This is a genomic window from Methanococcus voltae (genome assembly GCF_017875395.1).
Taxonomy (GTDB): Archaea; AGJL01; Methanococci; order Methanococcales; family Methanococcaceae; genus Methanococcus; species Methanococcus voltae_C.
Map to the genome: position 1 here is coordinate 21,317 of NZ_JAGGMO010000007.1, position 14,534 is coordinate 35,850.

Consider the following 14,534-nt stretch of genomic DNA (forward strand, 5'->3'; position numbering starts at 1 on the left):
ATATTTTATTATTCTTTTTAATATTATTTTTCTATTTTTATAATTATTATTCCTATATTTATTATTTACATTTAACGCTATTAAACACGCCTTTGATAATTCCCGTGGCATAAGCGCCCTTTTTTAGATTGAATTCTAATGTAATTTTGTATTTTCCATTATTTAATTCGTCAGCTTTAAATTTTCCATATCTTACATTTTCAGGAATACTTAAAATTGGCCTATTGAAATTTCTAAATTTGCCTTTAATTAGATTATCGTCTGAAAAATCTTTAAATTTAAGTTTGTTTCTTTTTAAAACTATATTTATTACATTTACAAATTTTTCATCGATTTCAGATAAATTTTTATCTAATTTATCATATAATAACGGCATTTCTTTATTTTTTAATTCTTCAAATAACGATTCATCTATTTTTGAGTAATACAATAACGAACCACAATCGTAATCAATATATATCCTATTTTCTTTATCCAGTACTTCTTTTAGGTATTCTTTTAAACATTCATTCCATAGGTAGCTTTGGTAAGCTGCTATAAAAAGGTCATTAAGCCTAATATCAACGTATTTATAAGCTTCTCTATATTCCCCGGTATTTTTAAGCTTTTTTAAGATATTTACATACATTTTAGATTTAATATCATTTTTAATTACATATTGATAGCATTTATCCCAATTATTCCAGTTTTTGTCAATATATCTTTTTAAATCTTTTATTTTTTTATTTTCGCTTTTTCCATATTTCGTTAGTAATATTTTGAATATCTCTTCAAAATTATTTTTCAACATATATTCTATGATAAATTTCCTTTCAAAAACGCTTCCAAATCGCTGATTATCAAAATAGTTTGGTACCCCATATTCCAAATTTCTAATGTTATCGGCTATATCTAAGAAATAGTTTCTATCTATATTTCTTATCGTTATTTCAAAATGATTGCCTATTAAATCCCCTATTGTTAATTTATCCGCAGAATAACCTATAAAAGTTAATTTTAGATTATCTTCTTTAATATCTACTTCGTATTCTGCAGGTACTGAGATGTACTGTTTTGTAATGGCATGCCTATCTTTTAACCCGCAATATCCGATTTCTTTTAAGGGTATCTCTTGAGATTTTGAGATGTACGAGATTGCTTTTAAATTTTCCATATTTTTTTTACATAACTCGTATATTTTGTAATTTTGTTCTGAAGAATTTTCGTCAGTTAAAATATTTTCTAGGTCTAATACTTCCTGGACTTTAAAATCTTCGGGCTTTTGTCTTAATTTCATAATATCACTTATAATTCTACATAATTTTAGATAGTATTATTTCTTTTATTTTAACATATGATTAATCACTTAAAAAATAGTTAAAAATAGTTAAAAATAATACAAAAATAAATTAAGAATAAAAAATATCCTATTTTATTTTAATTTTTAGTTATCTTATCTTTTATAATATTTATTATTTTTCAATAATAGTTTCTTCAATTGACATTCCAAAATGTCTTGCTTTATCTTCAGTTTTTACAATGATTTTGTCGCTTTCTTTTAAATCCACAACGGAAATATCTTTTCCTTTTTCACTTACCAACCTTATAGTTTCTGCATTTTGTAATATAGTTCTTATTATTTCGCCTTTGTATTCTGCTTCTATGAGGTAAAGTGGTCTTTTTTCAATTTTTACTCTTCCAACTATAACTTCTCTTGTTTCACCTTTCGAACTTACAGCAAGAACCTTGTCTCCAGCTTTTAGGTCGCTAAGGTATTTTGTTTTATTGTTCGGGCATAGTACGTAAGCATGAACTGGACCTGCATTAACTCGGAAGGGTCTCGTGGCCACATATTGATTTTCAACACTCTCAGCGTGCACTAAAAATAACGCTTTTGAGTATGAACCAATTAGCATACCTTCGCCAATATTTAACATTGAACAAGTATCTATACAAACTCGGTCTCCACTACCAACAGTTTCAACCTTTTTTATTGTTGCAATATCCATTTTTAATTTAGGTGAATTAAATGCTATAATTAATTCCGAGAATTTTTTTATTTCGTTAATGTCTTCTGATATCAAAGCTACGCCATCAACACCTTTTTCTAAAATTTCATAAGCTACTTCTGCATCCTTAACGCTTTTAACCAGAGAAACTATTTCTATTTTTGTATTGAACAAATCTGCTATTAGATTTTCTAAAGGAATTATAGTCCAATCTTTACCTTCTAAAATTACATAATCTATTAATCCAGACTTACTTAATTCTGAAGCCATTATTTCATCATTTTTCGACATTATTTTGATTAATACAGCTATTTTTTTATTGCTTTCTTTCTTTAAGTTTGAAAGTAGTTCTATATTTTCGTCTATTTTTTCAGATATATCTTCACTATCAAGTAGTAGTATATCCGAATTAGGATTTTTAGATATTATATTGATTTTTCCAAGCTTTTTTAGCATATTCAATTGTTCATCAGTTATTTTGGGTATTATTACAGAATCTATCGAGCTTTCTAATGAATCTTTAACTGTTTCCTTAATTTCTTCCCATTCATTGTTAAATATATAAATAAATCCGAATTTTGCCATAGTGTCACCTAATTATTTTTATCAATTTCAGCTAATTTTAATTTTATTTTTAACTTTATTTTAATTAATTAAAACTGCTTAATTAGTTTATATATTCATATATTAAATATATAACCATTAATCTTAATTAATAAATCTAAGTTTTCATAATAGTATATATATTAAACAATACTATTTGTTATTAAATATTATCACAAAATGAAATGTATGGAATTTGTAATTTTTTATTACTTTCTTATTAAGTTATTACTAAATTTTATAAAAAAATCCAAAACGGTGCCTGTTAAAGGATAAGGTAAGATTTATCATTTTAAAAGTTTTTCGGGGTGTAAATTATCGATAAATTATTGATTAATATAAAAGATATGGAAGATTTGGATTGGCGAATATTAAGGATAGTTGAAATATGCCTAAAAAATCACGAATGGGTGCCAATTCAAGAAATTGTTAAAAAGGCTAAATTGAACCAAAATGAAGTTTCCTACCGTATTTCAAGATTGATTCATATAAAGATGTTAAACTCATCTCAATATGGATATAGAATATCCCATTGGGGCTATGATGCTTTAGCTCTCGATACCTATTCTAAAAAAGATTTAATAGTGGGTATGGGCGGTAAAGTAGGAGTTGGAAAAGAAGGCGATGTATATAATGTATTATTGCCCGATAATAGGAATGCAGTTCTAAAATTCCATAAACACGGTAGAACTTGCTTTACTATGGGTAAGCGGTATAGAAATTACCTTGCAGATAAAAGACATATAAGTTGGCTTTATTCTTCCCGATTAGCTGCTGAAAAAGAGTTTGAAGTATTAACTGCATTATATCCTATAGTAAAAGTGCCTGAACCTATCGCCAATAACAGGCATACAATTTTAATGGGTAAAATGGAAGGAACAGATTTAAAAAAAGCTAATTTACGTAGTTTAGGTTTAAATCCTGAAGAATTATTTGACGAAATAATCGAAGAAGTTAAGAAATCATATAAATTGGGATATATCCATGGGGATTTAAGTGAATTTAATATCCTAATTAATAGCGACGGAGATTTTGTAATAATCGACTGGCCACAGGTTATTGAAATAAACGATAATAAGTTTAAAATAGAAAAAATTTCTTCGAAAGATGTAGAATATGATGTAGAATATTATTTAAAAAGAGATATTGGTAATTTATTGCGTTATTTCAAAAAATATGGACTTAATAAAGATTTGGATACGTTATACGACTATATTATTAATTAATTATTTACTTTTATTTTTCCTTTTTTTAATTTTATTGTATTGTACTGTATTTTATTTTTAAAATATTTTTAGATAATGTATTCTATTATAAAATTATGGTAATTAAAAATAGTTAACATTTAAATAATTACAGTGATATATATGTATTTATGTTTTTAAAAATTGATGCTATTAATTTAATATATATGGACTTAAAAACTTACAATAAATTTATTTAATATATTGAGAAATAGGGAATAAGTGGTAATATGGAGTCATTTTTAACAGACGTACAAGTAAAAGTTTTAGATTTACGTAAAAAGGGGCATACTCAAGATGAAATAGCAAAAAAGATGGGGACTAGTAGGGCCAATATTAGCATGATTGAAAAAAGGGCTAAAGAAAATGTCGAGAAAGCGAGAAATACTCTTAGTATCTATAGCGATATAATAGCACCCTCTAGAATCATAATACCTGAAGGTACCGATGTTTTTGAGATACCTAAAATAGTATTTTCGAAGTCTGACGAAGACGAGATTCACGTAAGATATACCTCTCTAGAAATCATGGAGTTTATCAATCAAAACGCTAAAAAATACATAAGAAATAGGTTTGTAAAAGAACCTTTCATTGTTACGATTATGCAAACTGGAGAAATTTACATAACCTCAATCGATTCAGAATCAAATACTGACGAAAATAACATGTTAAAATAAATAATTTAATTTTATTTTTAGATTTACTAGTATTGACATATTTTAAAGTTAATTAGCTACCAAATAATAATTTAAAGTTCTAATTTGGAGATATAATGAAAATAATAAATCAAATTCCTGAAAAGAATCTAATAAAAGTAATGCCTGAAAATTTAGATGATTTATGGCATTTATCGAATATAATACAATATAGTAACGCTGTATCTGCGTTAACTGAGAGAAGAACCGAGGATAAAGGGGATAAATTAAGAGCTGATAGGGGTGTAAAAAGAAAGGTTTATTTGGGCGTAAAAGCTGAAAAAATATCATTTCACGAAGATACAAATCGTTTAAGGGTAAATGGCAAAATAATTCACGGACCTGATGATATTCCGCTTGGTTCATACCATACTATAGACATTGAACCATTGACTCAAGTTTCCATACAAAAAAATTGGAAACCCTGGGATTTAAAGCGATTAAAAGAAGCTGAAAACTCGTCTAAGAACCCTAAAATAGTAGTTGTAGTGTTGGACGAACACAATGCAAATGTATACGTGGTTCGAGAATATGGTGTAAAAGAATTAGCTGAATTAAAATCGGGAATTTCTAAAAATTTAAGTTCTAAACAAAATGAACAAATGCGTTTTAGTTATTTTTCTGAAATTGCATCCATTATATCTGAGTTTTCGGGAAAAATACTGGTTACAGGAACAGGTTTTGCACGAAACAACTTCCAAAAGTATGTTTCTGAAAAATATAAGGAATTATCTCTGAATATAGTTGTAGAATCAAGTAATCATACTGGTAGATTAGGGCTACAAGAAATTTTAAAATCTGGTATAATTGATAGAATATATGGCGAAGCCCGTTTGAGTAAGGAATCACAATTAATTGAAAAATTACTTGAAGAAATATCTAAAAAAGGGCTTGCAGCTTATGGTTTGGCAGATGTAGAAAATGCTTTAAATTATTGTGCAATTGAAAAATTACTAATAACTGACGAATATTTAAGATCTAAAAGAAGAAATATCGAACAAATGGTAATTGAAGTTGAAAATTCAAATGGTGAATTGGTAGTTATATCTACAGAACATGAATCAGGGAAGCAGCTTAAAGCACTTGGGGGAATAGCAGCATTATTGAGATTCCCTGTTGAATAATACTGGTAATAGTACTATTAATAGTAATATCATAATAATACTAGTTAGTAATAAAATAGCAATAAGTTAATAAAATTTAAATTATTAAAAAAAATAAGTTTTAAAAATGTTTTAAAGAATATTAAATTAATTAATTAAAATATCTTTTCTATCTTTAATTTTCATTTTAGCTAATTTTGTAATCTCATCGGTATTAACAGGTTCTTTAACTTCGATATAGTTATTAAGAACTGCTTTGTCAAATAAACCTTTACCCCAGTGATTTCTTAAGATAACTGTTGAAATACCTTCTGGCGAACCAACGTTACCAACAGATATATCTGAGGTGTAACCTGTGAAATCTTTACAGTACATACAACCGGTCCTTACTAATTTTTCTAAATCTTTAATTTTGTAAGACTTTTTATCTCCATTATCTAACACAACAATGAATTTTCCTTTTTCAATGTCCATTTTTTTAATATCCCATGGATTAATGCCTTCTTTTTCTAACATTTCCATCAAAGGACCGTATTTCATTGTTTCATAGCAGAAAAGACCTATTTTAAATCTTATGGCTTTTTCAAATGGTTTTAATAAATCATTATTTGAGCTTGTTATCGCATTTAAAGAGTCCATAACACAAGGTGTACCTATAACAGCTAATCTTTTAAGTTTTTTGTCGTAAACTGCTTCTCTTAATGCTTCTAATATTGGTACATTCCAGCTGTATCTGCTACCTGATGACTTAAGAACTTCTTCTTTTGAGGTGGCCAAATAAGATTCTGGTTCCATAGTCCATTTATCTTCGATCATAACGATTGCGCCATCTATTAAATCTTCATCAAAAGCTTCTGCTAATAATGCAGTTACAACACCCCCGCTTTGAACGGAACCATTGCTTTTTTTAGCTTTAGCTGTTTTTATTTCAATGAAATCCCCAATTGGAGCTTCAGGGGTTTTTTTAACTAATACGCCGGATGAAGTTCTTGGACAAGCATCGTAACAAGCACCACATTTTACATTGTAGTTTGTAACCTTACAAAAATCAAAAGATAGCGGCGATTCACTTGCATCTAATTTTCCACATTTTATTTGGTCACATCCAACTCGCATAGGCTCGTCTTCCATGAAAAATATGTTGTCGCAAGGACATACTGCAACACATGCTCCACAGCCTGAACAAGTTCCAATATCCCAAACTTCCTTTTTTAAATCTAAATATGATTTAGTAATCATGATAACACCTTAATGGTAATTTTATTGCAATATTGATTTAAGTGCCAATAATATCTCTAAATATTATTTTATAATTTTAATCATTTTAAATCGTTTTAATTGTAATTTTTAATTTGTCAATATTATCTTATATCTGGAGTATATAATTTTTTAAATGGCCTACTTGAAATTGGAGCAATTTTTGTATAATTTGAATTTAGTAATTTATTTTTTATTTCGTCGCTGTAATTAAATTCATTGCAATAATCTTCAATATAATAGGTAATTTTTTCTAAATCTTCTTTTGTAAATTCTTTAATATCTGCAGCTACTCCTAGTTGACTTTTGTTAACTTTTCCACGTATGTATATTACTCCGCCGTGAATTCCAGTACCTAACATTGAATTTTTTACAAATTCGGTATCTTCAGATTGCATATTTAAATTTATAATAATGCCTCCTGCCATATATTCGCCTAAAAAGTCGCCTGCAGTTTCTCCAATTATTAAAACAGGTGTTTTACCTTTATATTCTTTCATATGTATGCCACTTCTATAGCCTACACTACCTTGAACATATAAAGAACCGCCTCTCATGGAATGACCTGTAGCATCACCACTGCTACCATGAATTATAATTTTTCCTTCATCTAATGTATTTCCTGGAGCGTGATCAGCATTTCCATAAACTTCCACCCTGGGACCTTTCATGAACATTGCTAAGTCTCCACCAGGTATTCCATTTATAACTATTGTTAAGTTATTTTTGGAGATTCCATTTCCGATAAATCTTTGACCTAAAACATTATTCAACGTTATAAGTTCCAAATCTAGATTATCTTTAATAATCTTATTTATCTGTTCATTTAGTTCTTTGTAGTATATACCTGAAGTATCTATTGTTACTTCTTTACTCATTATTTCACCTTTGGTATTAGGCAATAACTAAATTAGGATTTTAATATTGCAAAATCTTTAAAATCTTATTAATTACTTTATTTTTGGTAAATTCAAAATATTTGGTTAAATTATACTATTAATTAATAATATAATTTAATATATTTTGATAGGAATTACAAACCAGCTTGTTTTAATCCTAAAGCTTTTAATTCTACTTCATTAAGACCTATTCCTCTTAATCTATCCCTATTTCCTCTTAAACTTTCAATAGAGTTTATACCTGCAGCACCAAGTAATTCTTTAATTTCATGGGTCCAAGCACCAATTAAGTTTGAAACTCTATCTGCAGCTTCTTCAATCTCTAATCTTTCAACTAAGTCAGCTCTTTGAGTTGCAATACCCCAACAACATTTTCCACCGTAGCATCTACCACAAACTGTACAACCCATCGCAATCATTGCAGCTGTACCAATATATACTGCGTCAGCACCCAAGGCAATGGACTTAAATACATCAGCGGAGTTCCTAATACCTCCACTTGCGATAATACTTACTTTGTTTCTGTTTCCTTGTTCTCTTAGCCTATCATCTACTGCGGAAATAGCTACCTCTATAGGAATACCTACGTTATCACGGAATACTTTAGGTGCAGCACCAGTACCACCTTTAAATCCATCAATTACAACTGCATCAGCATCTGAAGTGGCAATACCATTTGCAATAGCTGCTACATTATGTACTGCAGATATTTTAACAAATACTGGCAATTTCCATCTTGTAGCTTCTTTTAAACTTCTTACAAGTTGTGCTAAGTCTTCAATTGAATAAATGTCATGGTGAGGTGCAGGTGATATCGCATCTGAACCTTCTGGAATCATTCTCGTCATTGAAACTTCAGCCGAAACCTTTTCACCAGGCAAGTGTCCACCAATACCTGGTTTTGCACCTTGACCTATTTTAATTTCAATTGCAGCTCCTTTTGAAAGATATTCGCTATTAACTCCGAATCTACCACTAGCAACCTGGGTGATTATATTGTCGGAATATTCGTATAAATCCCTATGGAGTCCACCTTCTCCAGTTCCCATAAATGTTCCACATCTTTTTACGGCTTTTGCCATAGCTTTGTGGGAATTTAATGAAATAGCACCATATGACATGTGTCCTATCATTATGGGGGTATCTAATTTTAAATTAGGAGCTATTTTAGTTTTTAGTTTTGATTTTTTAACTTTTTTACCATCAATTTCTTCTTCAACATATTCAAATTCTAATTTTTCAGGTTTTGAACCAATATATGTTCTTAATTCCATAGGTTCCCTTAAGGGGTCTATTGATGGATTTGTAACTTGACAAGCATCTAATACTATATTATCATAGTATATTGGGTAGTCTTTTGCGTTGCCCATGCCACTTAATAAAATACAACCTGAATTAGCTTGGTTTAATACATCTTGTCTTGCTTCGGGGGTCCATACGGGATGTTTTCTACCTTGTGAGGGGTTTTCAATAATCGTAATCGCATCTCTAGGGCACATTGATGCACATCTAAAGCATGAACCACATCTATTGTCGTAAGTTATGATTTTATCTTTTGATTTCCTGATAGCGTCCCAAGCACATTCTTTTGCACATCTGCCACACAATATACATTTGTCATGGTCAATTGTAATTTTATATTTTGGTGGAACAGTTGATGGAATCATTGTTTCACTCCCTTAAATTTTTTATTTTAATTTTTAATTTTTATTTTTACTTTAAAGTTTACTTTTATTTTTCGGTTTCTACACGTATTTTAAAATTATTCTTCAAATCTTGCGATAGTCATCTTACCTGCATCTGGCATCCATACTCTATCTAATTCTGGACATATTAATCTAATTGCAGCTTCTTCACTAGATATAAATAATAAATCGTCCTTTTCTGCAGCTACGAGTGGTCTTAATTTAATTCTATCTGTAAATCCTAACATATCGTTTTTATCGTCTACTTCGCCGTTTGAGAAGACTAAACCTTGATTTGTACCTATCACAATTGCAAATGGTCCGTTCATTGCAGCACCCGCATAGGTCATCCTAACAGCTTCGCATATTTTTCTTTTTTCATCATCCATATTATCTATATCTTTCCAAAATCTTGGAGCTAATGCACCTATTACATATTCTATTGGTAATTTGTGTTTTCTAGATAATAAATCGAATAAATATGCTACAACTTCGGTATCGGTTAATAAATTACACTCATATCCAAAGCTTTCTACATACCTTTTGTTTGTTCCGTAGCTTGTAATTTCTCCGTTGTGTACTACAGACCAGCCCAATAAATTAAATGGGTGAGCTCCTCCCCACCAACCTTTGGTATTTGTAGGATATCTAGCATGTGATAACCACATGTAGCCTTCATAGGTCTCTAATTTGAAGTATTTCGCTACTTCATCTGGCCAAGCAGCAGCTTTAAATACTCCTAGGTTTTTACCACTAGAAAATATGAAAGCTCCATCAACCTTAGAGTTAACTTCAATTACCATTTCAACAATCTTGTCTTCTTCGATTTCGGCATATTTTTCATCCATTTCATAGAAGAATCTCCAAGATATATGTTCTTTTTTGATAACTGAGTCATCTACAGGTATCTCTTCATCTTTTACAATAATCCCGTATCTTTGTAGTATTTCTTCAACTTTGGACTTTATTTGTGGGAAATCTACAGTATTGTCTATAAATACGTGAATTGCATATTTGTCAGCATATTCTGGGTATATTCCGTATCCTACATAACCAGAACCTTCGCCATTACCTCTATCCCTTAAACTATCCAAAGCTTTGGCAATTTTATCTCCTTTAATTAATCTACCTTTTTTACTCATAAAACCTATAATTCCACACATAAAAATCCTCCTTTTTTGGGTTATAGTAGTATGGATAATCTAATTTATATACATTATCAAATATGGAAATCTATAAATCTATTGATTTATCTGATTTAAACATTTTGAAATGTTAAATTAAAGTTTAAAAAATTTATAAATTTAAAATTTTGTGATTTTTGATATTCGTTATCTATGCTATTGTCATTATTATTAATTATATATGGTATTAAGTATAATGGATATTCAAATATATATAATAAATCCCTATTCTTTTAATGTTTTTGATTTAAGTTTTAAAAAATATATTAATATATTGAAAAAAATTAGTATATGTGATATAATTATAGGTATAAGTATATGTCTTTATAACATATTCATCCATTTATGAATTTGTGGTGTAAACATTACATCAACATACTTACCACAAAGCTCCATAATTTCAAATATCTTCTTTTGAGCAGGTGGTTTTATATCTAATCCTTCAATTGGAGTTATTGGCTGTATACATAGAGTTACATTACCTATTTTTGAAATATCTTTTGCAATTTTTTCTATTAGTTCATTTGACGTATCTTCGAATATTACAACTTTTGCATAGACTTCGGTACCGTTTTTATAAAGATTTGCAATCGTTTCAAGCTCTTTATCGTACAATTCTTCCCATTCTATAACTTTAGCTGTTTTATCAAAGTGTTCAGGTAATTTAATATCAATTGACGCATAATCATAGTAATCTGCATCTTTTACCGCTTCGGGAAACATACCATTACTTTCTAAAAATGTTTTATATCCTTTTTCACGTAATTCTTTGGCATATGGTTCAATATATTTTGAATAAACTAAAGGTTCCCCTCCGGTAAATGATACTGCGAATAAATCTGGAGTTTTTATTTTTTCTATGTTTTCAACCAACTTTTCAGTTAAATCCGGGATTTCTTCAATAATTCCAGATCCTGAAATATATTCGACTTGTGGAATTCCCTTGCTAGTATTTGGTTCGTCGCAATATATACAATTTAAAGGGCATTTTTTAAATCTTACAAATATGAATCTTTTTCCGATGTATTTTCCTTCGCCCATTATTGATGAAAAAACTTCTCTTATCATTATTATCACCTACGTCTAAATATAGTTTTATCGATTTTACACATATAATTTCCTGCTTAATAAGTATATTGATTATTTATTTAATTTTAAACCGTAATTTGCCGTTTTTTCATAATCTTTTAATTTTAAAAGGAGCGGCTTTTAAAAAATTTAGGTTAATATATTTTACTACTTTAATTTCATACAACTATCTATATATACTATAAAGTCTATGAATTATTATTAAATCATCATGCAGTATGAAATATATATAAATGCCAAATATAGGTAAATACAATCTATAATGATTCATGATTTATAGCATTACTTCAAATACCTAGTTGCATGGTGTAAAGGTGAAAAAATGAACAGTGACAATAAAATAATACCTGTTAAACAGGGAGAACAATACAACGTAACAATTGAAGACATGGGTAAAAGCGGAGACGGTATCGCAAGAATTGATGGATTCGTAATCTTTGTTCCTGAAGCACAAAAAGGAGAAGAAGTAGCTATCAAAGTTACCGCTATCAAAGAAAAATTCGCTTTTGCTGAAAAAATTTAATTTTTTCATCTATGAAGTGTGTTATAATTCAAATTACATATTAAATATGAATAAGATATTGCATTAATAACTGTACTATTCATAAATAATTGTGGTAATGTTGGGCATAACATTCTTCAATATTTAATTTTTAACCTATTTTGAACTTGCTTATCGAAGTAATGTTATTCATACTCTGTAATTAATTGTAAATAAATATATTGACAATATGTTATATTGCATGAAGTTGTAAAAAAAATAATATAAAAGATTTATATTTAAAATAACTTTAAATAATACTTTAAAATTATATTATAATATTAAATAACTTATTAATTTTAATTTTAGTAGATTATATATGCTATATCGTAATTTATTCTTCGTTAATTGTTCTTAAGTCTTTTTTTGAGTTTCTAATTTTTTCATATATCTTTGGTTCTTGATAATGTTCAACGTGGGCTACATATGGACAATCTTTTGGTAGTGCTTTTACTAAAATAGCTTCCATCATCGATAAACAACCTTTTTCGTTGTGGAACCTTTCTTTGTATATATTACATCTTTTAGTCTCTAAGTTTAGATGTTTGCAATATACTACGTTCATTTTTTCGCCTTCATAATCTTCATAGGCGTGTACAATACAACATCTCCCGCATTGCTTGCAAATTTCATCGGGAAAAATAGTTTCGCTTATATTTATTGAATGATTTTTATCGTAATTTATAGAACTTCTTTTTAAAATTTTTGAATTCAACTTTTCACCTGAGTTAATAATACCTTAAATAGCATCATATTATAATAGTTTATTAGCCGGGGTAAAAAAGATAATTATGAAACTAACGCGTGATATGAACTTTAAAATTAAAAATTTTAAAAAATTACGCATTACAACATCAAAAAAATATTATTAAATTAAATTTTTAAATTTAAAAAGTATAATATGTATGATATTGTTTTAATAATTAATTTTCGCAATATTTTACAATTTTAGCTACTAATTAATTATTATTTAGCAATTATCTTATTTTTTAAGACCTTCAAATATTGCAGCTTGAAGACCGTGGAATTTAACCATGCCTACAATTTCATTTTGGTCCATTTCTTTATTTTCAAATGAAACCATTTCTTCATTGTAAATAGCGTCAGGACTGTTTCTTCCTACAATTCTTAAAGAACCTTTGTATAATTTAACTTTTACAATACCGTTCATTCTTTCTTGTGTTTTATCAATGAAAGCGTCTAAATCTGCTTTTAAAGGTTCATGCCAGAGACCTCTGTATATTAAATCTGCATACATGAAATCTACTGATTCTTTAAATTTGATTTCTTCACGGGTTAATACAATTTGTTCAAGAGCTTTATGGGCATTTATGAGTAAGAAAGCACCGGGGCATTCATAGTTTTCTCTTGATTTTAAACCTAAAATTCTGTCTTCTATGATATCTACTCTACCAACTGCATTTCTTCCCGCAATTTCGTTTGCTTTTCTTATTAATTCAACAGGTTCCATTTCTTCATCGTTTATTTTAACAGGAACGCCTTCTTTAAATTCGATTGTAACTACTTCTTCTTCATCTTTAGCTAATTTTGGAGTTGTGGTCCATGCGAAGCATTCTTCTGGAGTTTCATACATTGGGTCTTCGAGTACTCCACCTTCTATACTTCTACCCCATAAGTTTTCATCGATACTGAAAGGTTTTTCAAGGTCTACTGGTACGGGAATACCTTTTTCCATTGCATATTCAATTTCTTCAGTTCTTGTTAAGTTTAAATCTCTTATTGGTGCTACAATTTCTATTGAAGGAGTTTTAGCTCTCATAACTGATTCAAATCTAAACTGGTCATTTCCTTTTCCAGTACATCCGTGTGAAATTGCTGATGCGTTTAATTTTTCTGCAAGTTCTGCAATTTTAACAGCTATAAGCGGTCTTGCTAAAGCTGTTGATAATGGGTAACCTTCGTACAAAGCGTTAGCCTTAATAGCTCTAAATATGTAATCTTTTGCAAATTCTTCTTTGGCATCAATAGTGTAATGCTCTAAAACACCGAATTTTTTAGCTTTTTCTTCTGGTTCAATTAAATCTTCAGCAGGTTGTCCTACATCAACAGCAACTGAAACCACGCTGTAATCATATTTGTCTTCCAATAATTTTAAACAGCAACTTGTATCTAATCCACCAGAGTATGCTAATACTGCGATTTTCTTGTTTTCGTTTTCCATATAATCACCAATATTTAATCTAGTTTTAAATAATTCCATATGATTTAATTATTATACTTAGTAT

13 protein-coding genes are annotated in these 14,534 nt (G+C 28.9%); 4 read left to right on the forward strand and 9 right to left on the reverse strand.

Translation table 11 applies throughout. The features are described from left to right. Positions 1-61: 61 nt before the first annotated feature. Complete coding sequence (gene truD, locus J2127_RS07235) at positions 62-1,276, reverse strand: tRNA pseudouridine(13) synthase TruD (protein WP_209732901.1); 1,215 nt, start codon at positions 1,274-1,276, stop codon at positions 62-64. A gap of 175 nt (positions 1,277-1,451) precedes the next feature. Beyond that, entirely contained in the window at positions 1,452-2,573 is a 1,122-nt protein-coding gene (locus J2127_RS07240; RefSeq protein WP_209732902.1) for a 3-dehydroquinate synthase II, read from the reverse strand. 365 nt (positions 2,574-2,938) lie between these two features. On the opposite strand from J2127_RS07240, the gene J2127_RS07245 reads away from it, so the two are divergent. The 3 genes from J2127_RS07245 (at position 2,939) to J2127_RS07255 (ending at position 5,654) form a co-directional block, all read left to right on the forward strand. Further along, positions 2,939-3,817, forward strand: a complete 879-nt coding sequence (locus J2127_RS07245; protein ID WP_209732964.1) for an RIO1 family regulatory kinase/ATPase — start codon at positions 2,939-2,941, stop codon at positions 3,815-3,817. A 248-nt stretch (positions 3,818-4,065) separates the two neighbouring features. Next, positions 4,066-4,512, forward strand: coding sequence for a Tfx family DNA-binding protein (locus tag J2127_RS07250; protein ID WP_209732903.1), 447 nt, complete (start codon positions 4,066-4,068; stop codon positions 4,510-4,512). Between the two features lie 95 nt (positions 4,513-4,607). Then, entirely contained in the window at positions 4,608-5,654 is a 1,047-nt protein-coding gene (locus J2127_RS07255) for an mRNA surveillance protein pelota (protein ID WP_209732904.1), read from the forward strand. Positions 5,655-5,780: 126 nt separating this feature from the next. On the opposite strand, the gene J2127_RS07260 is transcribed toward J2127_RS07255, so the two are convergent. The 5 genes from J2127_RS07260 to J2127_RS07280 all read right to left on the reverse strand — a co-directional run bounded on the left by J2127_RS07260 (position 5,781) and on the right by J2127_RS07280 (position 11,726). Continuing rightward, on the reverse strand, positions 5,781-6,872 hold the full coding sequence (locus tag J2127_RS07260) for a Coenzyme F420 hydrogenase/dehydrogenase, beta subunit C-terminal domain (RefSeq protein WP_209732905.1): 1,092 nt from the start codon (positions 6,870-6,872) through the stop codon (positions 5,781-5,783). A gap of 122 nt (positions 6,873-6,994) precedes the next feature. Further along, positions 6,995-7,768 carry a hypothetical protein gene (locus J2127_RS07265; protein WP_209732906.1) on the reverse strand — a complete coding sequence of 258 codons (774 nt, stop codon included), beginning with the start codon at positions 7,766-7,768 and terminating at the stop codon, positions 6,995-6,997. 155 nt (positions 7,769-7,923) lie between these two features. Beyond that, a complete protein-coding gene (locus tag J2127_RS07270; RefSeq protein ID WP_209591373.1) occupies positions 7,924-9,456 on the reverse strand; it encodes a glutamate synthase-related protein in 1,533 nt (510 codons plus the stop codon). 95 nt (positions 9,457-9,551) lie between these two features. Next, positions 9,552-10,637: a class II glutamine amidotransferase gene (locus tag J2127_RS07275; RefSeq protein ID WP_209732907.1), complete on the reverse strand. Its 1,086-nt coding sequence runs from the start codon at positions 10,635-10,637 to the stop codon at positions 9,552-9,554. Positions 10,638-10,982: 345 nt separating this feature from the next. Continuing rightward, positions 10,983-11,726 carry a 7-carboxy-7-deazaguanine synthase QueE gene (locus tag J2127_RS07280; RefSeq protein ID WP_209732908.1) on the reverse strand — a complete coding sequence of 248 codons (744 nt, stop codon included), beginning with the start codon at positions 11,724-11,726 and terminating at the stop codon, positions 10,983-10,985. A 343-nt stretch (positions 11,727-12,069) separates the two neighbouring features. On the opposite strand from J2127_RS07280, the gene J2127_RS07285 reads away from it, so the two are divergent. Then, positions 12,070-12,270, forward strand: coding sequence for a TRAM domain-containing protein (locus J2127_RS07285; protein ID WP_013180817.1), 201 nt, complete (start codon positions 12,070-12,072; stop codon positions 12,268-12,270). 352 nt (positions 12,271-12,622) lie between these two features. On the opposite strand, the gene J2127_RS07290 is transcribed toward J2127_RS07285, so the two are convergent. Next, on the reverse strand, positions 12,623-13,003 hold the full coding sequence (locus J2127_RS07290) for a YcgN family cysteine cluster protein (protein WP_209732909.1): 381 nt from the start codon (positions 13,001-13,003) through the stop codon (positions 12,623-12,625). A 267-nt stretch (positions 13,004-13,270) separates the two neighbouring features. Then, complete coding sequence (locus tag J2127_RS07295) at positions 13,271-14,470, reverse strand: argininosuccinate synthase (protein ID WP_209732910.1); 1,200 nt, start codon at positions 14,468-14,470, stop codon at positions 13,271-13,273. Between the last annotated feature and the right edge of the window lie 64 nt (positions 14,471-14,534).